Genomic DNA, 23704 nt, shown 5'->3' on the forward strand with positions numbered 1-23704 from the left:
TCGTTTACCCCTAGCGATCCACGTCAGCCATAACCACGTCAATGGTCGCCAGATAAATGATCAAGTCAGATACCAGACTGCCGTTAATCACGGATGGAATTTGCTGCAAGTGTGTGAACGTTGGTGTACGAATACGGGTACGGTAGCTCATGGTGGACTTGTCAGAAGTAAGGTAATAGGTACTCGCACCTTTCACCACTTCAGTCATAAATGATGCCTCACCCGCTGGCATGACAGGCCCCCATGACACACTCAGGAAGTGCGTAATCAGGGTTTCAATATCCTGTAAGGTCTTGTCTTTCGGTGGTGGAACTGCCAATGGATGATCCGCTTTATATGGACCAGATGGCATGTTGTCCAAGCACTGTTGAATGATTTTTAATGACTCGGTGATTTCACGGAAATGCACCAGTACACGTGCGTAGGCATCACCCTCGTACTCCACTGGCACATCAAAGTCAAAGTTTTCATAGCCACTGTATGGACGATATTTACGCACATCGAAGTCAATACCAGTCGCACGTAAACCTGTACCAGTCACACCCCACGCCAACGCAGATTTGGCATCGTATTGCGCTACATTACGCGTACGACCAATAAACACTGAGTTTTTCAGGGCGGCGGTGTAGTATTCGTTTAGACGTTTCGGCATCCATTCCAGCAACTCTTTAACAAGCTTTTGCCAGTTATTTGGAAGATCATGCGCTGTACCACCGATACGGAACCACGCTGGGTGCATACGGTAGCCCGTAATCGCCTCAACGATGTCATAGACTTTTTGACGGTCTGCGAACATATAGAATACAGGGGTCATACCACCCGCATCCTGAATTGCAGTACCACAGTAAAGTAAGTGGTTGTTGATACGGAATAATTCGTTCAACATGACACGTATCACCTGCGCACGCTCAGGCACCTTAATCCCTGCAAGCTGCTCAACCGCCATTACATACGGCATGTTTTGCGCACAGCCACCGAGGTAGTCAACACGATCGGTATAAGGAATGAATGAATGCCAGGTCTGACGCTCAGCCATCTTTTCCACACCACGGTGGTGATAACCGATGTCAGGCACGCAGTCTTTGACTTCTTCACCATCCAACTGCAAAACAATACGGAACGCACCGTGTGCAGATGGGTGGTTAGGACCCAGGTTCAGGAACATGAAGTCTTCATCGGCATTACCGCGTTTTAGACCCCAGTCTTCTGGTACAAAGCGTAGGTTTTCCTGTTCGAAATCCTGCTTGGCCTGATCTTGCATATACGGTGTATATTCTGTCGCACGGGCAGAATATTCCTTACGCAATGGGTGGCCTTCCCAATAGGTTGGCAACAAGATACGACGAAGCATTGGATGCCCCTCGAAATTGATCCCAAACATATCGTAGGCTTCACGCTCATACCAGTTGGCATTTGGCCAGATATTGGTCGCCGTTGGAATATTGAGGTCGCTCTCATTCAACGCAACCTTGATACGAATATCAGTATTACGCTCAAGCGACAACAAGTGATAAAACACAGTGAAGTCTGATGGTGGCAAACCGTCACGGTGAACACGTAAACGCTCATCTACCGCTGACAGGTCAAACAACATCACATAGGGACGTTCCACTTTACGGAGGAACATAAGGACTTCTTGCACGCGTGCGCGCTCAACCCAGACTGTTGGAAACTCTTCACGAGTCGCCTGCACGTAGAAGTTCTCACCAAACTTGGTTTTGAGTTCTTCCACAATTGCAAATGCTGGGCGTGAATCAACTGGCGTTGATTCTGGCATAGCAATGTCAGTTTCAGCCATTGGCTTGGCTTCCTATTTAATACAAATTCTGGCAATTCTTTTTCGATGACCATATCCATCACGGACATGTCAAAACTCATCGTTAAAAAATTATTTAATTTCATCCATAGAGCGCAGGTTTTTCACCGCAATACGTTCCGCATTTTTACGGTCACGTTCTGGCATCATCTTTGGCTTATACACAGGCTGAAGATCATCACCAATCACCGCTGAAAGTGGACGGCGCTCTAATTGAATTTGGTCTTGAAGCAACATCAATGCTTGAATAAGTGCTTCTGGACGAGGAGGACAACCTGGGATGTACACATCAACAGGAATAATTTTGTCTACGCCCTGAACCACGGAATAGATGTCGTACATACCACCTGAGTTGGCACAGGCACCCATTGAGATCACCCATTTAGGCTCAAGCATCTGTTCATACAAACGCTGGATTACAGGCGCCATCTTAACAAAGCAGGTTCCTGCAACAATCATCAAGTCCGCCTGACGCGGTGAAGCACGAATAACCTCAGCACCAAAACGTGACAGGTCATGCACCCCCGTCAATGTGGTCGCATACTCAACGTAGCAGCATGAAGTACCAAAGTTAAATGGCCACAACGAGTTTTTACGCCCCCAGTTCACTGCGGTATGCAACACATCCTCAAGACGCGTCATCATCACGCTTTTATTCACTTCTTCCTCAAGTGGGTCAGTGACGATTTGACGATCTTGTAAAGGATATTGATCGGCATCTGGATTCGCACGGGTTAAAGTATATTTCATCCCGACTTACTCCTGTTCAGTTATTGAGGTGGTCGGTGTCTTGGATTTAACACGACCAGAAGACTGTGCTGGAATATGACCAGTAGGATCGACAACCAATTCTTCGATGTTGTTGAATCGGGTAATGTCAGCAATGTTCATATTTGGCGAACCAATATGGGTTTTTACACCCGCTGCCTTACGACGGTCTGTTGGAGCCCAGTTCAATGCGCCAACCGCAATGGCATAAATCAGGGCAATCAATAGATCCACCACAAAAATAACCACTGTGGTAAACCCGAACCAGCCCACTTCACGGACAGAGGTTGACCATGCGTAGAGGTAAAGGGCTTCCAGGTCAAAAACAACGAAGAAAATTGCAACTAAATAGAACTTGGCTGACAAGCGAATACGAGCACCGCCCGCACTAACTACACCTGATTCAAACTGCTCTTGCTTTGCACGTCCCCATGCTTTTCCCCCAAGGAGTAGAGGAACTGTAAGCATAAAAACGCAAAGAAATGTAACGCCGATCACGAAAGCGATAATCGCCCAATCGTATGGAGTAATGGCACTCATGCGGGGATAACTCCTGGCAGGCCTATTTTTAACAAAGAATGTATGTATTGGCCTTCAAATACACCAAACACAAAATTAATCCCGCCAATTGTACCTGATTTCTAATTTCGCATGCTAGTTGATGCGCTTTAGTCTTTCGGATGATTTTGTCCATAAATTTACGCTTCTCTCCCAGATCACCACGAATTCACCCTTAAAAATCGAATTATCAAATCAAGTATTACATATCAATCATTTTTTTCTTTATCTATGCGCCAAAAACATTCGAATTCCACTCCCCATGCCCAAAAACATGGCGGCATGAACTAAATCATTGCATTGATACAAATTTATGATGAAAATTTAAACAAAATTTATATAATAGCGCCACCAAATTTCCCCAAGGGAACGCGTCAGCATGCCTCAGTCTACAGTAGCATTAAAGCCGCTCTCGCTTTTCCAGCTCTTCCTGCTGTTTACTGCGGTTATCTTTTGCTGCTGCCTATTGGGCATTGCAACACGACACCTCACCTTTCTGGCCTCATTTTGGCCTGCCAACTCGGTTTTACTAGGTTTGCTGATTCGCTTTCCACAAACACGGCATCCCATCAGCTTTATTGGTGCGATTGTTGGCTACCTGCTTGCCGATACATTGCAGGATACGCCGTTTCTACTCAATGTCTGCCTCACGACCGCCAACCTGCTCTATGTGCTCACGGCGCTCGCCTTGTACATTCGGTTCAATGCCTTGATCCGTTCCATACATCACGGTTATTTTTATCTTTTTTTGTTTAGTTTTTGTTGTGTGGGCGGTCTATCCAGCTCCCTGTTTGCAGCCATTACCCTGCCTTTCTTTAATACCAAATTTGCCCTAGGTTCGTTTGTGACTGACTTCGGCTACTGGTTTACCGCAGAAATCCAGAACGCCTTATTGCTGTTGCCTGCAATGCTGAGCGCACCCGCCCTTACAGAATTCAGGCAACAACTCAAAGAATTTAAGACCCAAACCATTCAGGAAATCCTGCCTTTATTTGCCGTGATTCTTTCCATCGCAATTGGCTACTACGATGCAGGGCCTGGTTCCCTGCTCTATCCGATTGCGGCCTTAATCTGGTGTGCACTGCGTTACCGACATTTTTCAGTGGCGATGATTACCGCTATCAGTTGTGCCTTTATCATTTATCATGTGTCGCAAAGCTATCTATTGCTGTATCCAGACCAGTATCTACACAACACCATTTCCATCCGTATTGGATTGATCATGATGACGATTGCACCCTTGACCGTCTCCAGCATCAATCTGGTAAGATCCAAACTGATTCAGGAATTACAGCACACCATTGCCCATGATGAACTCACCTCCAGCCTGACCCGACGTCAATTTCTTCAGTCCGTACAGTTAATCCAGCAACAGGCAACCCAACAGGGACAAACCACAGCATTCCTGATGCTGGATGTGGACCATTTCAAGCAGGTCAATGACAGCTATGGACACCAGATGGGAGACCGTGCATTGCAAAGCTGTGTGCAAACCATTCAGGCACAGCTTAGACCGAATGACCTGCTCGGACGTTTGGGTGGCGAGGAGTTCGCCATCTTTATGGCAGACACCAGCCTTGAGGCTGCCCATGCCTGTGCTGAACAGATTCGCCAGCACATGAGCCAAACCGCTATTTCAATTGATCAACAGCGACATTTTTTCATCCAGCTCAGCATTGGCCTGTGTATTTGCACGCCTGAGAACCACCAGCCGATTGAGCATTTATTCAAGCAGGCGGATGATGCACTTTATCAGGCAAAAAGACAGGGCCGAAATCAGGTGGTCATTTCGACATAATATGTTGCAATTCAGCAAAATACTTTAATTATCTTTATACACAGCCGACGCAATAGATGAGTATTCTAAAAGAAGCAAACAAGGAGAAAAATATGCATCTAGAATACACCCACGACTCGGATTATTTCTTTTTTTCACAACTACTGATGCGCCATATAGAAAGTTATGTTCGAAAACATCCAGATGCTGACAACGCGATTTTTGATTTAAGAGACATATACGAAGTATTTAGAGAGGATTTTGCGGCGACCACAACCAATCTAGAAAGTATTCTCAATATTGCCGATAGTTACAAGGTAGAAACCCTCAATGGAGATCAGGCACTCATCAAAAGCTATAAAATTGATGTTAAGAACAATTCACTGTTGATTGACTTTAATACGGATGCGCTCAATGGTCTACGGTCAGGACAGCCATTGATTGAACCTGACCCATCTGTGCATGAATAAAGATAAGTCAATCTATCCAAGTTTTAAGCCATACACTTTACCAAAGCCATAATGGCTTTGGTTTCTTATAAAATCCTAATGCTTGAAGCCTAGATTTTATTTTTACCGCTTTGTTTATAACGTTTGGCTGGCCAGGTCATGACAAAACGTGCCCCACCCAAATTTGGACTTTGGTCAACCTGAATCTCACCACCAAACCAGTAGGCGATACGGCTCACAATCGAAAGGCCTAAACCATAGCCACCCGATGCACGGGTACGGCTATCGTCCAGACGCGCAAATGCCTCAAAAATACGTGAGCGCTCCTGCTCTGGAATTCCAGGACCATCATCCTCCACACACACATAAGCCTTGCCATCAGCACGCACACCGCCACTGATACGCACCTTGTTGTCACAGTAGCGCACTGCATTGCCCACAAGGTTCTGTACCACACGATGCAGATAACGGCGCTCAGCATCAACACGTAATGCCAGAGGTGGAGCAATCAATTCAATTTCTTTCTGGGTTTTGAGTGCCTCGGTCTCCATTGCGACCTGATCCAGCACCTCGACCAGCACAAGGTCTTCAAAATCAAGCGATGGTGTGCCCTGCTCCAGTTTGGCATAGGTCATGATCTCATCAATCAGGGTATTGAGCGCCTCAATATCCTTGTCAATCATGTCCACCTGCTGAATACGGTAACTGTAGTCGTCCTCTTCCGCCAACATCTCCATACCAAAACGGATACGGGCCACAGGCGTTCTCAGCTCATGCGAAACCGCACGCATCAATTCCCGCTGTGCCTCAATCAGGCGCTGGATATGGTCTGACATATTGTTATAACTTGATGCCAGATTCGCCATTTCATCAGTTCCCTCAATCGGGACACGCAATGACAGGTCGCCTGACTTCATTTTATTCAAGGCATGACGCACCTGACGAACTTTGCGCTCCAAAGGCAGAATCAGTCCATATACGCCAAGGCTCAGCAAGAACAAGCTAAATAAGGTAATACCAGCCGCAAGCTGGAAAGGCATCCAGTTGAACATCGGGACTGGTCCCAGAACCAACACCTGTGCAGGATGGTTGGGCATTGGAGAGACAATCGAGATGGTGGTGCCACGTATGCTGGCACTGTCTTTATACATCAGCACACTCTGGTCCTGACGCAAACGGCCAATCTGTTCAGAGTCGAGGTTAATGTCTCGGATATCGGCAATTTCAATGGGATAATAGAAGTGCTTTTTAATTTTTTCCAGATATTCGCGCTCTTGACCTGGATAAAAGATCAGGTAGTCCAGCACGAAAATTGGCAGTGCTTTCATCTGCCGCTCGCCGATTTTATCTACCTTAATGTAGAGAAAATGTTTGGGATCATCTTTCAGCCCAATAATGACATAACCGATGCCATTATTGGCATCGTAACGAACAACGGACTGTTGCTCGGCGATCCGCTTTCGCTCGGTACGGGAAAGCTCCACCCGCGCCGCATCAACATAATAGATGGGAAGCTCCAGCAAATCGGAAGCATCTGAAATCCAGTCCAGCTTTTGCTGTTTTTCTGGTTGGCGAGCCACGCCCTCACTGATGACATAGGAAATACCATCTGTCAGGGATTCACGATATTCCTGCGCCCGTTGGTAGTTAATGATCTGCACTAGCAAATAACAGAATGCCGCCACAACAACGACCAAAACCACCAGCCCAGCATAAATACGCAAGAATATGCTGTTTTTCAGTACTCGACTCACCATAGGGTAAATAATTCCCAGCTAATTTAGCATCCCCCACTTTCCTCTCATCAGAGAGGAGTCACCTCTGTTCTTAAAGGCGGGGAGTGGCTAAAGCTCTGCAAGAAAGGGATTTATATCCCGTTGGTTTCTTTGACGAATAAATAACCCTTGCTGCGCACCGTCTTAATACGTTTTGGATTCTCTGGGTCATCACCAATTTTCGGACGGATACGGGAAATACGCACGTCGATTGAACGGTCCTGACCATCGTATTCAATGCCACGCAAACGCTCAAAGATGTCTTCACGGGAAAGGATACGGCCCGCGTTTGAAGCCAGCAGCCACAACAGATCATATTCCGCGCTGGTGAAGTCAACCAACTCACCATTGAGTGTCACTGAACGACCACCGTTATCAATCACCAGATCATCAAACTCGATACGCTGCGCCACTTCATCCTCAACCGTCTTGTCGGTACGGCGTAATAACGCGCGGATACGTGCAAGCAAGACACGCGGTTGCACAGGTTTGGCAACATAGTCATCCGCACCCATTTCCAGACCAAGCACCTGATCCATATCTTCAGTACGTGCGGTCAGCATCAGGATTGGTTGATGGTAGTGTGGACGCACTTCGCGACAAACGGTTAGACCATCCGCCCCAGGCAACATTACATCCAGCACCACTAAATCAGGCTGTTCACTGATAATACGACGAATGGCACGGTTACCATCAGTTTCAACCCCAACTTCCAAACCGTTACGGATTAAATACTCCTGGGTTAAGCGTGCTAAACGTTCGTCATCTTCAACGATCAGAATCTTTGGTAACTTTTCTTCTTGGCTCATTTATTTGCCCCTAATAATCTTACAGATACATTGGTTTATGATTTGCAATATACACACGTTTACATTGTAAACAAGTGGTCGTTCACCAAACTGATACACGTCCACCCAGTTTTGTTATATTTTTATTAATATGATGAATTTTAATGTCTTTTTCAGAATTACATGCTTGTTATAAACAACATGGATATTGAGTATAAATTTTGTACCAGTATTAAACAATTTGTTTCTTTGCGCTTCCGAAATAATTTAAGTGTCTGTTTTTTGAGTTATCCACAGAGTTATCTATACGTCTTTTTAAAGCCCTTTGCTATGCTATGTGCCTGTGAATACAGCAGTTAAAACACGAAAAAAACTTTAGTAAAATGTCAAGATTGATCTGCTGTTAAAAATCCCGTATCTTGTGTTGAAAATAAACTTTAACCACTAAGTATTGTGTTTATCCCTCAAACATCGTGGCATATTTTGTGCACGGTTCAAACGGTCTATGAACATAAAAATAGATGATAATGGAGCTATGCTGACATGAGCATCATCACTTCCGCACCTGGCCAAATTCAGGTTATTAAGCGCACTGGAGAAATCGCGACATTTAATGCCGAGAAGATTTCTGTTGCGATTGGAAAAGCCTTTTTAGCTGTTGAAGGTCAGCAGGGAGCCGACTCAAGTCGTATCCATGACCGTATTGAGCAACTCACAGAGATGGTGCTGAATACCTTTAATCGCCGTTTACCATCAGGTGGCACAATTCATATTGAAGAGATTCAGGATCAGGTTGAATTGGCGTTGATGCGCACAGGCGAGCAAAAGGTTGCCCGCGCCTACGTGATTTACCGTGAACAGCGTGCCACCGCCCGTCAGCAGGCAGGTGCGAACCATCACCCTACCCTACAGATTACCGATGCCAATGGTCAGCTCCAGCCGTTGGACCTGGGTGCGCTTACAGCCAACATTGAAACTGCAAGTGCGGGTCTTGAAGGGATTGATGTTCAGGCCATTGTCGATGAAACCGTTAAGAACCTCTATAACGGTGTAAAGGAAAGCGACATTGCCACCACCATGATGATGGCGACACGTACCCGTATTGAACAGGAACCAAACTACACCTATGTGACTGCGCGTTTATTGCGTAATGAACTGGTGAGCACAGGTCTTGAGTTTTTAGGTTTAGCAACCGATACGCTGGAAGGCGATGCTTTAGAAACATTCCTGAAGAAAGGGATCGAGCTTGATCTTTTATCTCCAGAACTGCTTGATTTTGACCTTGCCAAACTGGCGGTGGCGATTCAGCCAGAACGTTCAAACCAGTTTACCTATTTAGGTCTACAGACATTATTTGACCGTTACTTTATCCATTCAAATGGCGTGCGTTTTGAATTACCGCAATTGTTCTTTATGCGTGTGTCGATGGGTCTTGCGCTTAATGAAGACAATAAGGAAGAACGCGCAATTGAGTTCTATAACCTGTTGTCAAGCTTCGACTACATGGCCTCTACGCCTACCCTGTTTAACTCTGGTACATTGCGTCCGCAACTTTCAAGCTGCTACCTCACCACCATTGGTGATGACCTGTATGACATTTATGGGGCAATGCGTGACAATGCCATGCTGTCTAAATGGGCAGGCGGTTTAGGCAATGACTGGACACCTGTACGTGCCTTGAACTCTTATATCAAGGGTACAAATGGTAAGTCTCAGGGTGTGGTGCCATTCCTGAAAGTGGCGAACGATACCGCTGTTGCGGTGAATCAGGGCGGTAAGCGTAAAGGTGCGGTCTGTGCCTATCTTGAAACCTGGCACTTAGACGTTGAAGAATTCCTTGAGCTGCGTAAGAACACAGGTGATGACCGTCGTCGTACCCACGACATGAACACGGCGAACTGGGTGCCTGACCTGTTCATGCAACGTGTATTTGAAGATGCTGAATGGACACTGTTCACACCATCTGAAGTACCAGACCTGCATGACCTGACTGGTGCTGAATTTGCTGAGCGTTATGCACACTACGAAGCTGTAGCCAAAGAACAGAACTTGCTGCACAAGAAAGTACGTGCCAAAGACTTATGGCGCAAGATGCTTTCCATGCTGTTTGAAACAGGCCATCCGTGGATCACGTTCAAGGATGTATGTAACCTGCGTTCACCACAACAACACGTGGGCGTGGTTCACTCATCCAACCTGTGTACAGAAATCACCCTGAATACCAATCAGGATGAAATCGCGGTATGTAACCTGGGTTCAATCAACCTTGTACAACACGTTCAAGGTGGTGTGCTGGATCGTGAGAAACTTGCCCGCACCATCAAGACAGCAGTGCGTATGCTCGATAACGTGATCGACATCAACTACTATGCAGTACCACAGGCGAAGAACTCGAACCTGAAACACCGCCCTGTGGGTATGGGGATCATGGGCTTCCAGGATGCGCTTTATGAAATGGGCATCGCCTACGGTTCAGATGAAGCGGTTGACTTTGCCGATGAATCAATGGAAGTGATCAGCTACTATGCAATCCAAACCTCTAGTGACCTTGCGATTGAACGTGGTGCCTATTCAACATTCAAGGGCTCACTGTGGGATCAGGGCATCTTGCCAATTGATTCTTTAGACCTTGTTGGTAAAACCCGTCCTGAGCGTATGTTTGAGGTTGACCGTACCCAACGTCTGGACTGGAACACTTTACGTGCCAAAGTTCAAAAAGATGGTATGCGCAACTCAAATGTGATGGCGATTGCACCAACCGCAACCATTTCCAACATTTGTGGTGTGTCTCAATCGATTGAGCCAACATTCCAGAACCTGTATGTGAAATCAAACCTTTCTGGTGAGTTCACTGTCATTAACCCTTACCTTGTTCGTGCATTAAAAGAACGTGGTCTGTGGGATACCGTGATGGTGAATGACCTGAAACATTTTGAAGGTTCTGTACAGAAAATTGCCCGTATTCCTGAAGAATTAAAAGCAATTTTTGCCACAGCATTTGAAGTTGAGCCACGCTGGATTGTGGATGCTGCATCCCGTCGTCAAAAATGGATTGATCAGGCGCAGTCACTTAACCTTTACATCTCTGGTGCAAATGGTAAGAAACTGGACATCACCTACAAAATGGCGTGGTTGCGTGGCCTAAAAACCACCTATTACCTCCGAGCTTTGGGTGCAACCTCTGCCGAAAAATCAACAATCAATACTGGCGCACTTAATGCGGTTAAACCAGCGGCTGTTGAAGCACCTGTTGTTGCGGCACAGGCAGTGGTTGTAGAGAAAAAACCTGACGTACAAGTTGAAGAGGATTTTGCTACGGCTGCGCCTGTACCATTGGCGTGTTCAATTGACAATCCAGACTGCGAAGCTTGTCAGTAAGACTGCCCCTAGACCCTCCTAAAAGGAGGGGGACTTGCCATGAATCTAATGCTGAATATGATTCATGCTATACCCTCTCCTAAAAGGAGAGGGTCAGGGAGAGGTTGAAAAGAAGATAAATCGAGGCAAAGATCATGTTCCATCTCAGTCATAATTATCAATTTGGTGTGATTGTCCTGATTCTTGCCTTTTTAGTTTTTTATATTCCTATGGTTTACGCATTTTTTAAAATTCGTAAACAGCAGCAAAAGCAAGATCAATAAAGTGATTGATTAGGAAAATAAGATGGCACTTCAACAAGATTTAGTACTACATCCAAATGCGAGATTAGTCCAAATTTATGTTGATCGAATGTTGCTCAGCTACGCCACCAAGCAAATCACTGAGCATGCCAATTTTTCACATCTTCGTTCATTGATTGATAATTTTGCGGTTGCAGAGAATGTATTACACAAATTAATGAAACAAACCACAGCAGGAATGCTTCAACCTGCCCCTTACCTGTTTATTCAGGCAATGGAACGAACAGAAGCAGGTTTAACATTTGTAGAACTGCGAGCTTTACGAGAACTTGGATTTAATAGCGGAGCTAGCTTTGTCGCTATTTATAATGAACAAGGCAAACTATTAGAGCCTGATCAATTACCCAAACCTTATAATCCCACCCATTTTAAATTATTAGTCAGTATGACGATTGGTGTGATTTTACTAATTTTAGTTTTGGGCCTAATTCATTTTCTAAGTTCCTAAAACTGCAATGTAAATAGATTAAGATTAGAGTGAGATAAATTATGTCTATCCTTAGCTGGGACGATTTTGAAGATGATACGCAAAAACCGACTGCACCTGAACACAAGTCTGCGTCCCTCGAATCGCAAAAAACGGTTGATACGCAAGTGGTATCTGATGCAGAGCCATCATCGCCGCGTGTGGCAGCTCCACAATCCGCTGGAGCCAGTACCGTGCGATCAACAAATCCAACCGATTCGCTGGCTAGAGCATCTGAAGCCCTAGAACATCTTGACGTTGCGCCAGGTCTGGAAGAACTGGAAATGGGCGCACAGCGTGTACAGGTTGATGACAAGGCCATGATCAACTGCCGTGCAGACTTAAACCAGCTTGTGCCATTCAAATATGAGTGGGCTTGGCAGAAATACCTTGACGGGTGTGCCAACCACTGGATGCCACAAGAAATCAACATGAACCATGACATCGCACTTTGGAAGTCTGAAAATGGCTTGACCGAAGATGAACGTACCATTGTGATGCGTTCTTTAGGTTTCTTCTCGACTGCGGATTCACTGGTTGCAAACAATTTGGTATTGGCCATCTACCGCCATATCACCAACCCTGAATGCCGCCAGTACATCCTGCGTCAGGCGTTTGAGGAAGCGATTCATACCCATGCCTACCAATACTGTATTGAGTCTTTGGGTATGGATGAAGGCGAAGTCTTCAATATGTACCGTGAAGTACCAAGCGTTGCACGCAAGGCATCGTGGGGCCTGAAATATACGCAGTCTTTAAGCGACCCAACGTTCCACACAGGCACACCTGAAAATGACCAGCGTTTATTGCGTAACCTGATCGCATTCTACTGCGTACTTGAAGGCATTTTCTTCTACTGTGGCTTTACCCAGATTTTGAGTATGGGCCGCCGTAACAAGATGAACGGTGTTGCTGAGCAGTTCCAGTATATTTTGCGTGATGAGTCGATGCACCTGAACTTTGGTATCGACATGATCAACCAGATCAAGATCGAGAACCCTCACCTTTGGACAAATGAGTTCCAACAGGAAGTGATTCAAATGATTCTTGAAGGTACCATGCTTGAAATCGAATATGCACGTGACACTATGCCGCGTGGTGTATTGGGCATGAATGCAAGCATGATGGAAGAATACTTGAAGTTCATCTGTAACCGCCGTTTGTCTCAACTTGGTTTACCAGAGCAGTTTGCTGGCGTGACCAATCCATTTGCGTGGATGTCTGAGATGATGGACTTGCGTAAAGAGAAGAACTTCTTTGAAACGCGTGTAACGGATTATCAGACTGGTGGTGCGTTAAGCTGGTAAGATAAATTGCATTTAAATATAGGCTGCCATTAATACTTGGCAGCCTATATTCCAAATAGAGAACTTTAATAGTATTAGAAAAAACTTCGGCATATAAAAACAATTTTACTTGAAACCAACACCTTTATTAAAAATGGAAAATCAAATTAATGCATAGTCAGTATAATATTCAATACGGGACTATTAGCTATTACAACCCCATTGATTGTTCTGGAATAGTGAAATCCAATAAAGAACATTTTTTCTTTGATCAATCGACCACAATACCTATCAATGCACAGATGAGTTCAAATCTGGAGGTTGCCTTTACTTGTATAAATAAGAAATCCAAAAAGATTAATTTCTTATGTAGTAAAAAATCTCTATATGAAGATCATATACAAAAGCTGATCGCCCAACTTTATCTAGTAATAGAACCACAAGGAGTATCCTCCTTTGAAGCATCTATTAGAAAGAAAGGTGATCCTAAACCACAACCTCAGCCAGAAGAACCAAAATTTAACTTTTCTAAACTCAGTACAATCCAAAAATCAATTGTAATTTTTCTATTTAGTTACAGCATAATAACGATTTTTTTTATTTGCTTACTAGAACGTTTTGATGGACTGGGCGTTGTTAGTTTTCTTTTACTTATTATACCATGCTTTATGAGCGTGGTACTTTTTAAAAACAATGAAGAAAAACTCAATATTATTATGCTTTTACTTATAAATTTTATGAGCATTTCACCTATTATTACTGGAGCAGGTCATGAAATTTATAAGATGACAAAACTCGCTTTCGCCAATATTAACTCTTTTTCTGGAAAGACATATTCAGAACAAGGAATTTTACTTAATAAATATTATGAAACCAGAGGAAAAGCTAGACGAAGCTGGGAAAATATTGAGCTAAATATAAAACCAGATCAGCAAAATCTGACATTATTCTGCAATTTTATTGATAGAGATGATAGCTGCCCTCAGTTAAAACAATTTGATCAGAAAGAAGCAAAGATCATTTATACAACAGGATACTCTTATCTAAAATATCCCGAAGTTATTTTATTAGGAATCAAAACCAGCGAATATGATATTCAACCTAAAACCATGATAAATAATTATAAATATCAACAGCAAACCATTTGGTTTTTCTTTGGGTTTGTTGTATTTCCTGCAATTATTTTTATGCCAGCGATTAGTTTGTATCAGTATATGCATGAAAAAAAATCCAGTAAAACCTAGACTATTTATTAGCAACCAGACTCATCAGTATGATTTTATAAAGTGATCTAGTTTCGCAGCCTAATACTCAAGGTATACTCAATTGTATTGTGGCAGATTGGTCGATATGGCCCATATTCCATCCCGATCCACCTCAAACCCACTCAATAACTGAACCATTGCCCCATCAATCATAAATAAAAATAGATCAACATCGGGTTTTAACAGGCTCATTTCCATACCTGACAACAATTCAAGAATTTCCTGCACCAACCATTCCCGATATTCAAGCACCATTTGATAGGCTGTAGGATAAAGCTGTTCAATTTCAAAAATGGCCTTGAACAGAAGATGATAAGGGCTATTCAGGTCTGCATGTAAAAGATAAATTTCCCTGAGTTTATCGGCTGCCGTAAGGTGTTGGCATGAATACATAATTGCCAGCACCTCTTGTTTGAGCCGATCTTTTTGCACGGCCATGCATATTTCAATAAATCGTTCTTTAGACTGAAAATTATTATAAAACGTCATTTTGGCAATTTTGGTTTGCTGCAAAATAAAGTCTATGCCTGCCTTATGAAATCCATAGTGATCAAATAGCTGGATGGAGGTATGCACCACCTGTAATGCTCTTGGAGAAATTTTTAAATTTGGCATATAGATACCGTCCACTCATCTTTTTTGTTGTATTTAAATGAGATCAAACTACCTTTGCCCTTATGGCGGGCGAAAAAAAGGCATGCACAGACCCTGAAAGACTGCCCTGTCGCATCTCAAGTTTTATTGTTGATCTGTTTTTTTAGTCGCAACGAACTAAGACCTGAACACCCAAGGGCGATCAAGCTGTGTAAAAGACTAATCTGGAGGTATAAGAACGAAATACATAGCCAACTCCTAAAATTCGGAATTCTGCCAATGCACTCATTAAGAATTATGGTGGCAGAACGAAAGTGGGTTAGCAGACTGGGTAAGACTCCAGCACACCCGAAGGTGTCCCACTCCCGTCCTACCGCTACGGGAGGGAACGAGAAGCTTACACATAAAACTATTCCTCAGAAAGAATAGCTCTGATGCGGTCTTACTACTCGGTCTGCTAAAACCGACTGACCATATGGGTCAGGATATAAAGGATAATCTGTGAGGTGGCGGGTGTCAATGTAAGGAAATGGCAAGCTATTAAATTTGTTAGCTTTTGAATAGGGTGGCAGAATGAAAGAGGGTTGACCGACTGGTTTTAGGTTCCAGCACACCCGAAAGTGTCACTCTTCCGTTCTACCGTTGAGACATTTGGATCGTAAAAGACAATCCAAATGGACGTAATAACTTTTGTATAGAATTCAGCGTGGGATTGCTATCTTGCTGTTCCATTTTCTGAATGGTCTGTGGTGCAAGACGGGTTAATTTTGCCATTTCCTGTAGGGTTAAATGTAACTCTGTTCGTAGATAACGGGCAACCTGATAAAACGGCCATTCAGGATGTTGAGCAATATTGGCAAGGACTTGCTGGCGATGGCTCACTTCTTCAATGCCTGTTTTGGGACGATAGCGTTTATCCATTTAACATGCCCCCTAATTGCTGGCAAATTGCAGAAATGCTCAATCGACTCTTATCAATAATTTCATCATCAATATTAAGCTGCTGCATATACTTAATGAGTTGTTGATATTTTGGTAAAATTTTAACCAGTTCCATTTTTAACTCAGATGGTTCAATGCCTGTCACCATATGAATTTGTTGTAATACGGAATTCCAGTCTGGTGAGCCACCTATGTCATCCTGTTCCCAACGAGTGGTTCTGGCAATACCATCTGGATGTAACCACATTGGGGCAAAATCAAAAAGTGGGGTTAAATGAATACGTCCATCCCAATGTCGTTGAATTGCTGTATTCCGACTATGATTATCCTTATTTCCTAAAGCAACATTGGCAATATCACGTTGTAAATATTCCAAAATTTCTGTTTTAGGGTCAGTACAAACTTTAGAAAGTAGCTCACAAACCCGATTATGGCTCACACGTACACCAAAACCTGCGACCTCATTAAGTGATGCAATACTTTCCTGTGCATAACGCTGTACCTGACCATTTTCAACTGTACGGTCAAATCGGGGAATAAATAAACTTTGCCCATGCTGTTGTGGCAATTCATGCACCCGTAAACCTAAAAACTGGGCAAGTTGCATATACTTGGCTTCATGGTTAAGAATTTGCTGTAAACGCGGATTCTCCCCTCTGCTAAATTTTACCAGCCAGTGTTTTTTTGCCAAAGCATCAGGCAATGTATGGTCTAAATAAAATAAATCATCATGTCCCTGAGTTAATAACAGTTTTGGCCATTCGCCCTGTACACCCGAAGAACCTGCTACAAATACACCATAATTGGCAAGTGATTCATAGAAATGCTCTTTGCGTTGCATAATGTCATGTAAATGAAATCCTACTGGTGGTTGCTTATCTTTTTGTACCAACCATTCAGCCGCCTCTTTAATCCGTAAATGTCCGATAGGATTACCTGCTCCAGCACAGAGTAATGCCCAGTCTGCATGTTGCTGTGCTGTTTCTGACAGCCCAAGTTGTTTTAATAATTCCTGACGACCATAGCCTTGTGGTAATAAGTCCATGAGACAAGCTGCCCATGTTGAACACCGATAACCATTAAGGCTGACAGGAATATTCCATGAGATTGCATTGGCATCACATTGATCTAAATAATCTAGTGCGTAATCCAATAAATAATCAATACGTGTTGATGCCTCCCAACCTTGCTTAGGATCACCCAGCAATTCAACAACAGCGCAGTCTCGCCATTGTTGCTGCTCAAAAATCTGAATCGTGCATTTTTTATTCATAAATTTATTATAATAGAAAAATACAGTCAAAAATAGCTATTACTTTACTATTATAATAGAAAATTATACTAATAGATTGAATAATCACCCACACACACGATAATCCCGATAAATCCTGAGTACCCATTGCCCTGCCAATGTGCTACGTGATTCCGCGCGAAGCTGCTGGGTCAGTGGCGGCATTCTGGTATCAGTCCACGGACTATTGTCAGGCCCAAACAACGGAGCGAGCATACTTGCCGCAGTCAGGTCTGCCAAAGTAAAACGATCTTCAACCAGATAATTACTGGCACTGCCCTGCAACCAATCTTCCATTTGTAGCAGCGTGTTCTGAATTTTTTCCCAAGAATCTGCCACTCGTGGTTCGTAAACCTGAAAGGTACGGCGAATCATAAACCGAAGCAATGGCTTGCTCATATCTGCCAGCATACGTTGCCAACGGCTATATCCAGTAAAATTAAAGAAAATATCGCTGACCTCATCACGCTCAACCGCCAGACTCCAGCAATAGCGGCGGACATGATCGCCCAGTTCATCAAAGAAATCTTCCAGTTCCATGACCCGTTTTCTTGCAACTTCATCCACAGGTAAAAGTGGTCGTTCAGGATAGGTATTTTCAAGATACAGGGCAATTTTGGTTGAATCACCAATCCTTTGCTGTCCATCAACCAAAATGGGTAGGCAACGCTGACCAGCCAAACGCCATGCCGTTGGCGCATGCAAACCTGGCACGAGGTCACGGCAAACATAGCTCAAACCTTTGGCATCCAGATTCCAGCGGGTTTTCTCACAGTAAAGTGACAAGGGAAATTGATACAGTACACGCTGATCTAAAGTCATTGTTATACCCCTTTTAGGCATGGCCATGTGGCTGATAATCTGCCGCCACACCCGCCAAACCACGTTGTACCAAGTTATGTAGATAACGTTTGCCAAACTTCTCAGCAGAACGTCCCACTTGAGGAATAAGCAATGTCCAACTATAGATTCGTAGCCCAAATGCCAAAGGTGTAACCCAGCGCATTGCAATTGGATGCTGGGCAACCCCCATCCCATCTGCCCTTTCATTTCCCAAAAGATAACGGGACAGGACTTCATGTACAGTTTTTGGAATCATGTGTGCATCGGGCAAGTTTTTTAAACCCTCAAACAAGGCTTGCGCCAACTGGCGTGAAGTATCATTCGGGTCAAAGCATAGAGGTAGAATACGCTGGTCAATCGCCTGCTGCTCTGCCACCGTATTGCCCAGCAATCCCAATGGAACACCCAACAGGCGTGTGACATATCGCCAGATCAGGTAATAGCCCTCATGTTCTTCTGGACGGATTTTTGCGCCCAGTGCCTGTAAACTCTCCAGCACCATCGTGCCAAAAAATAACGGGCCTGCGGCGGTATGTAACTGATTGATCGGCAGACCTGTTGCCATATCCCAACGCTCAGATGCCATTAAACGTAAACGCACCATCGCGTGCATCAAGCGGACACGCATACAGATTTCCCAAACCGCCCCATAAGGTCGTAGTGCTTCGGTATCCAGCACCCCAAAAAACAGGGTGGATGATTCAAACAGGCGGCGTACCACATTTTGTTCCAAGCGTTGTGTACCTGACAAAATATGGGCTGAGGCAGCATTGGAAAAAGTGGTCATTAAGCCACCATGAATCAGGGCAATGATCAACTGAGGAAAATGTCGATAAGCCATTGCCCCACCCTTAGCCATCAACTCAAAATCCACCCAGTCGGGAATCATTTCCATATCGGCTAAAAAATCCTGACACGCCACATTGCCCTCACGGGCAAGTTGCTGAATGGCAGGCAACGGCTGCGCAAGCGGTTTTTTATGCGCTCTCAAAGTCTTAACCACATTCTCCGCCAGCTCATCTCCCAGATTCAACCACGGTGCGAGTGGCATTGACCATAGCCATGACTTGCGTGATATTGCTGGCAATGGACTGGTGGGTGCATCAGGTGAAAATGTAGCAGGTACATCAGCAAGCATATTCATGGTTCAACCTGTCAAATCGGGCAAATAATATTCAGCCTAGCAAAGATTTTTTAAATACTCAATTTGTTGAATATTAAATTTGATTATTGGATGTTAAGATAAATTATTTATTGAGGAGTCAATATCATGTCACTTCGCCATGTCTTGCTGGTGTATTTAGGTACGGGGGCTGCCAGTGGCTACGATATTATCAAGGGTTTTCAACGTACTTACGGCTATTTATGGAATGCCAGCTTTCAGCAAATCTACCGTGATTTGGGTAAGTTGCACAGTGATGGACTCATTGACTGCGACATTGTTGAAAATGCGCCCCGCCCGCCAAGAAAAGTCTATCGGCTCAATCCAGAGGGTTATGCAGCCATGCAAAAATGGCTGTCCACCCCCATCAAGCCACCCCATCTCAACAGCGAGTTTTTAGTCAAACTGTCTTCGGTTCACCTGCTGGACGCAGATCAGTTTATGCAGGAATTTCAGCAATACCGACAGGCTTACCAGCAAAGTCTGGATGATTTATTTCGTATGCAGGCGGTCTTCCAGTCACTTCCACCCAACGTACTGGAAAAGTTTGAGGGCATTTACCTGACCCTGACACATGGGATCAGTCAGATTCAGTGCTGGCTGGAATGGGCAAAACAGGTGGAGGTGTTTTTACAGAAGCAGAAATGGCGCGAAACCACCGCAGAGGATCTTCAGCTATTTACTGAGGCATTGCAGTTGAATCAGCCAGAAATATAATTCATCAAATTTAATATTCATCATGTTGAGTATTTAAAAAATCTTTGCTAACCTGAACGCATTCCATATCCCAACCAAAAGGAATGATTGGTATGAAACTTGGGTTTAGCCTGCTTGTGTTGGGCGTACTGCTTTCTCAGCAAACACAGGCGCAAACGTTCTGTGTTTTTGATATGGTCGGCGCACAAGGCCCTGTCATTTCGGGTATGCGTGAATATGCCACGCAATCAAGGGCATGGGGCGCACAGCTTGAACTGCGCTCCTATACTTCTGAACGAGTCGCTGCCGAAGACTTTAAGGCAGGTCAATGTGATGCGGTTTTGCTGACAGGGATGCGTGCACGCCAGTTTAACCATTTTACAGGCAGCATTGACTCAATTGGTGGCTTGCCAAACTACACCCAACTCAAGCTACTCATGGCAGCCTTGCTGCGTCCCGATGCCAGCAAGATGATGACCAGTGGGCAGTATGAGGTGGCTGGGTTAATGCCTTTGGGTGCAGCCTATATTTTCCTGCGTGATCGTAATATCAATACCGTCACCAAAATGGCGGGACGCAAAATTGCCGTGTTGGACTACGACAAGGCGCAACTGGTAATGGCGGAACGCATTGGCGCACAGGCCGTGATGAGTGATGTCTCCAATTTTGCAGGAAAATTCAATAACGGTCAGGTGGATGCCACCGCTGCCCCTGCGGTTGCCTATATGCCACTTGAGCTTTACAAGGGCGTGGGCAGTCAGGGTGCCGTGCTAAAACTGCCTGTGGCGCAACTGACCTTTCAGATGTTGATTCGCCCAGACAAATTCCCAGCAGGGTTCGGGCAACGTTCCCGTGAATATTTTTACGGTCAGTATGATACCGCCATGAAAACCATATCGGCAGCCGAAGATGACATACTGTTTTTCTTTCCACCTGCCGATGGAACAGCATCACAATATCGGGAAATGATGCGTCAGGCACGGATCAGCATGACCAAACAGGGAATTTATCATCCAAAAATGATGAACCTAATGAAAAAAATCCGCTGCCGTGCCGAACCCACCCAAGCGGAATGTAGCGACAATCTTGAATAGCGCACCCTAATCACAGATTGCCAAGATCAGGCCATTTTTAGGCACATACTTTTAATTTACACCCTATAACAATATCTGGAGTCATCATGAAAATCGCTTTCGCTCCATTGCTGATCATCAGTTTGCTTAGCCCACAACTCCATGCCAGTGACATTGATAAAGATACCGCAACCCGTTTTATTAACAGCTTTTATCAAGCCATACAAAAACACGACCTCAAGGCTGTGGGCAATATGATTGACAATAAAGCCACGATTAAGGTGTTATGGACACAGGCTGATCCACCACAAAGCTTTACCATTAGCAAGGCTGATTATTTGCAACAGCTCAAGGCAACCTGGCATTTTGCCACCAATGAGAGTTATGAAATCAAGAATATCAAGGTCAGTCTGGTTGATAATGTCACGACAGTCAGTTTGCAAGAGACAGAAAATCGGACACTTTTTGGTAAGAAAGCGGGACAGCAGAATGAACTGCAAATTGCACTGGGTGGTGATGCAAAATCGCCGCGTATTGTCAGTATCCAGAACAAAACCAAGCTTTGGTAGATGTTCTGTTGTAGCCCCTATTTAATTGATCTGAGTTCGATATAAAGTTCTTGATGAAATATGATACTCGGAAACGTCATCCGCAATTGTTCGAGGCAGGACTTTATTAATAAAGTGTTGTTTCTGCGATTCAGTAAACTAGCTGACAGTAGTTAACGAGTTTTGCGGATGACAATGGTTTTGCCTACTTTTGCCAAAACAAAAGTAGGTCGTCGAAGACATATCCTGAAACTGGATGAGAACTCGGCAAGACTCCTATAATATAATTATTTTTCAATAATTTATATAATAATTTAAGTTGAAATCAGATTAAGCTTTAATCAATTGAATATCAGAACCAGCACGTTTCGGATCAATCAGGATTTTGGCATGTTGCTCTGGATCCCGTAATGCAGCAAAAGCATTGTTCACCCCTTCCAAGCCCACCACACCTGTGATCAATGGAGAACAATCCACTTTACCCTCAGCAATCATATGCAAGGTATCACGGAACTCAAGTGGTGTATAACCCAGCACATACTGGATTTCCAGTTCCTTATTGATGGCCAATGCAGGTTCGATCTTATCACTTTGCATACAAACGCCAACACCAACAATACGCGAAAACAGTGGTGCACCCTCAAGAATCTGCTGCATGATCCCTGCCACACCTACACATTCAAAGATTACTGGACGTTTAGGCAATAGACCAAGTTTGTCACCTACGCGCATTGCATTGACCCAAGGTAATGAGAACGTCTGGACCTTGTCAAAAATGCCCATTCCCATATTAATCGCTTCAGAGACATTCCCCAGCAACCCAAGCTCTTTCCAACTGCTAAATGGAGATTGCTGTTTAGGGTCAATCAAGATATCTGCACCACATTGCTCAGCCAAACGGCGACGATTCGGTGAAAAATCACTGGCAACCACTGTTTTAACACCCATTGCCTTGAGCATTAAAATCACACCCAAACCGACTGGACCACAGCCCACCACAATCGCAGGTTCACTTTTCTTGATTCGACTACGGCGTACCGCATGCAATGCAACAGCCATAGGCTCAGTCAGCGCCGCACTATCCGCGTCCAAACCATTTGGAACTTCAAACATCAGGCTCGATTGAACCAGAACCTGCTCTGCATAACCACCTGATGCACTTGGTGAAAGTCCAGTGGGTACATAACCCTGTGGATCAACATTCAACAAGGGCATCGCACAAACCAAAGTATCCGCTTTCAGTTTACGGCGTGTTTTTGGACCATAATCCAGGACCTTACCGCAAAACTCATGACCGAAAACCAATTTATCCGAAGATTTCGCCACACCATTAAAACCAACGCGCGCCGCCAAATCATGCATGTGGTCACAGTGGTGTTGCATGTGCAAATCTGAGCCACAGATTCCGCAACGCACCACTTCAAGCAATACTTGACCTTTGGCTGGGATCAGTTTTTGACTGTCTTCAATTTGAAGCTGGGCATTCTGGCAAACAAGAGATTTCATAGGATGTTTTCCTTTTTTGTTTTATTCCATTTGTTAGCGTTTCAGTTTTTTAAGTGACTGGAATCATCGCACCAACAAAGCTTGCCACAATACTGACAAACCATATTGTCAAAATCTATGACCCAAACATAAATATCTTAAAGGAATAAGGTCAGCATACCAGAAGATTTAGCGCTGTTTCTAACCTGATTCCGATATAAAACCCTCGATGAAATATGATACTCGGAAACGTCATTCGCAACTGTTTGAGACAGGACTCTATTAATAGAATGTTGGTTCTGCGATTGATTAAACTAGCTGACGGTGATCAACGAGTTTTGCGGTGAGCAGCGATAGCTGCGCAAGATGGTTGCCCTTGCGGAGCTTCGCTCCTCATCCCGAAAGAAAAGTAGGTCGTCGAAGACTTATCCTGAAATTGGAT

21 protein-coding genes are annotated in these 23704 nt (G+C 44.3%); 10 read left to right on the plus strand and 11 right to left on the minus strand.

Annotated elements, in window-relative coordinates; translation table 11 throughout:
• Positions 1 to 10 precede the first annotated feature (10 nt).
• The 3 genes from nuoC to ndhC form a co-directional block, all read right to left on the minus strand.
• On the minus strand, positions 11 to 1798 hold the full coding sequence (gene nuoC / locus N5J47_RS08385) for an NADH-quinone oxidoreductase subunit C/D (protein WP_279959529.1): 1788 nt from the start codon (positions 1796 to 1798) through the stop codon (positions 11 to 13).
• Between the two features lie 90 nt (positions 1799 to 1888).
• Complete coding sequence (locus N5J47_RS08390) at positions 1889 to 2566, minus strand: NADH-quinone oxidoreductase subunit B (protein ID WP_004638049.1); 678 nt, start codon at positions 2564 to 2566, stop codon at positions 1889 to 1891.
• Between the two features lie 6 nt (positions 2567 to 2572).
• Positions 2573 to 3124 (minus strand): NADH-quinone oxidoreductase subunit A, encoded by a 552-nt coding sequence (ndhC, locus tag N5J47_RS08395; protein ID WP_267980087.1) that lies wholly within the window; start codon positions 3122 to 3124, stop codon positions 2573 to 2575.
• Positions 3125 to 3521: 397 nt separating this feature from the next.
• Between ndhC and N5J47_RS08400 the strand changes: the two genes are divergently transcribed.
• Both N5J47_RS08400 and N5J47_RS08405 read left to right on the plus strand, forming a co-directional pair.
• Positions 3522 to 4940 carry a sensor domain-containing diguanylate cyclase gene (locus N5J47_RS08400; protein ID WP_267980086.1) on the plus strand — a complete coding sequence of 473 codons (1419 nt, stop codon included), beginning with the start codon at positions 3522 to 3524 and terminating at the stop codon, positions 4938 to 4940.
• 92 nt (positions 4941 to 5032) lie between these two features.
• Positions 5033 to 5389 carry a hypothetical protein gene (locus N5J47_RS08405; protein WP_004799824.1) on the plus strand — a complete coding sequence of 119 codons (357 nt, stop codon included), beginning with the start codon at positions 5033 to 5035 and terminating at the stop codon, positions 5387 to 5389.
• 89 nt (positions 5390 to 5478) lie between these two features.
• Here the strand turns inward: N5J47_RS08405 and bfmS are convergent, their stop codons facing one another.
• Positions 5479 to 7125, minus strand: coding sequence for a sensor histidine kinase BfmS (gene bfmS / locus N5J47_RS08410; RefSeq protein WP_267980085.1), 1647 nt, complete (start codon positions 7123 to 7125; stop codon positions 5479 to 5481).
• A gap of 110 nt (positions 7126 to 7235) precedes the next feature.
• Positions 7236 to 7952 (minus strand): response regulator transcription factor BfmR, encoded by a 717-nt coding sequence (gene bfmR / locus N5J47_RS08415; RefSeq protein WP_004655457.1) that lies wholly within the window; start codon positions 7950 to 7952, stop codon positions 7236 to 7238.
• A gap of 522 nt (positions 7953 to 8474) precedes the next feature.
• On the opposite strand from bfmR, the gene N5J47_RS08420 reads away from it, so the two are divergent.
• The 5 genes from N5J47_RS08420 to N5J47_RS08440 all read left to right on the plus strand — a co-directional run bounded on the left by N5J47_RS08420 (position 8475) and on the right by N5J47_RS08440 (position 14607).
• On the plus strand, positions 8475 to 11309 hold the full coding sequence (locus N5J47_RS08420; RefSeq protein WP_279959530.1) for a ribonucleoside-diphosphate reductase subunit alpha: 2835 nt from the start codon (positions 8475 to 8477) through the stop codon (positions 11307 to 11309).
• 134 nt (positions 11310 to 11443) lie between these two features.
• Positions 11444 to 11572: a preprotein translocase subunit YajC gene (locus N5J47_RS08425; protein WP_267980083.1), complete on the plus strand. Its 129-nt coding sequence runs from the start codon at positions 11444 to 11446 to the stop codon at positions 11570 to 11572.
• 22 nt (positions 11573 to 11594) lie between these two features.
• On the plus strand, positions 11595 to 12059 hold the full coding sequence (locus tag N5J47_RS08430; RefSeq protein ID WP_279959531.1) for a hypothetical protein: 465 nt from the start codon (positions 11595 to 11597) through the stop codon (positions 12057 to 12059).
• A 41-nt stretch (positions 12060 to 12100) separates the two neighbouring features.
• A complete protein-coding gene (locus N5J47_RS08435) occupies positions 12101 to 13384 on the plus strand; it encodes a ribonucleotide-diphosphate reductase subunit beta (protein WP_267980081.1) in 1284 nt (427 codons plus the stop codon).
• A 149-nt stretch (positions 13385 to 13533) separates the two neighbouring features.
• The gene (locus tag N5J47_RS08440) at positions 13534 to 14607 is read left to right on the plus strand and encodes a hypothetical protein (protein ID WP_279959532.1); all 1074 of its coding nucleotides are present in this window, start codon (positions 13534 to 13536) and stop codon (positions 14605 to 14607) included.
• A 78-nt stretch (positions 14608 to 14685) separates the two neighbouring features.
• Here N5J47_RS08440 and N5J47_RS08445 read toward each other — a convergent pair whose 3' ends face one another.
• From N5J47_RS08445 to N5J47_RS08465, 5 genes are all read right to left on the minus strand, one after another.
• A complete protein-coding gene (locus tag N5J47_RS08445; RefSeq protein ID WP_279959533.1) occupies positions 14686 to 15243 on the minus strand; it encodes a TetR/AcrR family transcriptional regulator in 558 nt (185 codons plus the stop codon).
• Positions 15244 to 15858: 615 nt separating this feature from the next.
• Positions 15859 to 16143, minus strand: coding sequence for a helix-turn-helix transcriptional regulator (locus N5J47_RS08450; protein WP_279959534.1), 285 nt, complete (start codon positions 16141 to 16143; stop codon positions 15859 to 15861).
• A complete protein-coding gene (locus N5J47_RS08455) occupies positions 16136 to 17437 on the minus strand; it encodes a HipA domain-containing protein (RefSeq protein WP_279959535.1) in 1302 nt (433 codons plus the stop codon). The genes N5J47_RS08450 and N5J47_RS08455 overlap by 8 nt, the downstream gene beginning before the upstream one ends.
• Before the next feature lie 84 nt (positions 17438 to 17521).
• Complete coding sequence (locus N5J47_RS08460; RefSeq protein ID WP_279959536.1) at positions 17522 to 18277, minus strand: glutathione S-transferase; 756 nt, start codon at positions 18275 to 18277, stop codon at positions 17522 to 17524.
• Positions 18278 to 18290: 13 nt separating this feature from the next.
• Positions 18291 to 19442, minus strand: coding sequence for an oxygenase MpaB family protein (locus N5J47_RS08465; protein ID WP_279959537.1), 1152 nt, complete (start codon positions 19440 to 19442; stop codon positions 18291 to 18293).
• 126 nt (positions 19443 to 19568) lie between these two features.
• On the opposite strand from N5J47_RS08465, the gene N5J47_RS08470 reads away from it, so the two are divergent.
• The 3 genes from N5J47_RS08470 (at position 19569) to N5J47_RS08480 (ending at position 21798) form a co-directional block, all read left to right on the plus strand.
• Positions 19569 to 20177, plus strand: a complete 609-nt coding sequence (locus tag N5J47_RS08470; RefSeq protein ID WP_279959538.1) for a PadR family transcriptional regulator — start codon at positions 19569 to 19571, stop codon at positions 20175 to 20177.
• 92 nt (positions 20178 to 20269) lie between these two features.
• Entirely contained in the window at positions 20270 to 21250 is a 981-nt protein-coding gene (locus N5J47_RS08475) for a putative solute-binding protein (RefSeq protein WP_279959539.1), read from the plus strand.
• A gap of 86 nt (positions 21251 to 21336) precedes the next feature.
• On the plus strand, positions 21337 to 21798 hold the full coding sequence (locus N5J47_RS08480; protein WP_279959540.1) for a hypothetical protein: 462 nt from the start codon (positions 21337 to 21339) through the stop codon (positions 21796 to 21798).
• Between the two features lie 309 nt (positions 21799 to 22107).
• On the opposite strand, the gene N5J47_RS08485 is transcribed toward N5J47_RS08480, so the two are convergent.
• Entirely contained in the window at positions 22108 to 23283 is a 1176-nt protein-coding gene (locus tag N5J47_RS08485) for a zinc-binding dehydrogenase (protein WP_279959541.1), read from the minus strand.
• Positions 23284 to 23704: the final 421 nt, after the last annotated feature.

This window comes from Acinetobacter sp. GD03645, from assembly GCF_029845285.1.
GTDB lineage: Bacteria > Pseudomonadota > Gammaproteobacteria > Pseudomonadales > Moraxellaceae > Acinetobacter > Acinetobacter corruptisaponis.

Excerpts from the sequence above, each read along its gene's own strand:
- nuoC (WP_279959529.1), bottom strand. The coding sequence starts at position 1,798 with ATGGCTGAAACTGACATTGCTATGCCAGAATCAACGCCAGTTGATTCA.
- N5J47_RS08390 (WP_004638049.1), bottom strand. The coding sequence starts at position 2,566 with ATGAAATATACTTTAACCCGTGCGAATCCAGATGCCGATCAATATCCT.
- ndhC (WP_267980087.1), bottom strand. The coding sequence starts at position 3,124 with ATGAGTGCCATTACTCCATACGATTGGGCGATTATCGCTTTCGTGATC.
- N5J47_RS08400 (WP_267980086.1), top strand. The coding sequence starts at position 3,522 with ATGCCTCAGTCTACAGTAGCATTAAAGCCGCTCTCGCTTTTCCAGCTC.
- N5J47_RS08405 (WP_004799824.1), top strand. The coding sequence starts at position 5,033 with ATGCATCTAGAATACACCCACGACTCGGATTATTTCTTTTTTTCACAA.
- bfmS (WP_267980085.1), bottom strand. The coding sequence starts at position 7,125 with ATGGTGAGTCGAGTACTGAAAAACAGCATATTCTTGCGTATTTATGCT.
- bfmR (WP_004655457.1), bottom strand. The coding sequence starts at position 7,952 with ATGAGCCAAGAAGAAAAGTTACCAAAGATTCTGATCGTTGAAGATGAC.
- N5J47_RS08420 (WP_279959530.1), top strand. The coding sequence starts at position 8,475 with ATGAGCATCATCACTTCCGCACCTGGCCAAATTCAGGTTATTAAGCGC.
- N5J47_RS08425 (WP_267980083.1), top strand. The coding sequence starts at position 11,444 with ATGTTCCATCTCAGTCATAATTATCAATTTGGTGTGATTGTCCTGATT.
- N5J47_RS08430 (WP_279959531.1), top strand. The coding sequence starts at position 11,595 with ATGGCACTTCAACAAGATTTAGTACTACATCCAAATGCGAGATTAGTC.
- N5J47_RS08435 (WP_267980081.1), top strand. The coding sequence starts at position 12,101 with ATGTCTATCCTTAGCTGGGACGATTTTGAAGATGATACGCAAAAACCG.
- N5J47_RS08440 (WP_279959532.1), top strand. The coding sequence starts at position 13,534 with ATGCATAGTCAGTATAATATTCAATACGGGACTATTAGCTATTACAAC.
- N5J47_RS08445 (WP_279959533.1), bottom strand. The coding sequence starts at position 15,243 with ATGCCAAATTTAAAAATTTCTCCAAGAGCATTACAGGTGGTGCATACC.
- N5J47_RS08450 (WP_279959534.1), bottom strand. The coding sequence starts at position 16,143 with ATGGATAAACGCTATCGTCCCAAAACAGGCATTGAAGAAGTGAGCCAT.
- N5J47_RS08455 (WP_279959535.1), bottom strand. The coding sequence starts at position 17,437 with ATGAATAAAAAATGCACGATTCAGATTTTTGAGCAGCAACAATGGCGA.
- N5J47_RS08460 (WP_279959536.1), bottom strand. The coding sequence starts at position 18,277 with ATGACTTTAGATCAGCGTGTACTGTATCAATTTCCCTTGTCACTTTAC.
- N5J47_RS08465 (WP_279959537.1), bottom strand. The coding sequence starts at position 19,442 with ATGAATATGCTTGCTGATGTACCTGCTACATTTTCACCTGATGCACCC.
- N5J47_RS08470 (WP_279959538.1), top strand. The coding sequence starts at position 19,569 with ATGTCACTTCGCCATGTCTTGCTGGTGTATTTAGGTACGGGGGCTGCC.
- N5J47_RS08475 (WP_279959539.1), top strand. The coding sequence starts at position 20,270 with ATGAAACTTGGGTTTAGCCTGCTTGTGTTGGGCGTACTGCTTTCTCAG.
- N5J47_RS08480 (WP_279959540.1), top strand. The coding sequence starts at position 21,337 with ATGAAAATCGCTTTCGCTCCATTGCTGATCATCAGTTTGCTTAGCCCA.
- N5J47_RS08485 (WP_279959541.1), bottom strand. The coding sequence starts at position 23,283 with ATGAAATCTCTTGTTTGCCAGAATGCCCAGCTTCAAATTGAAGACAGT.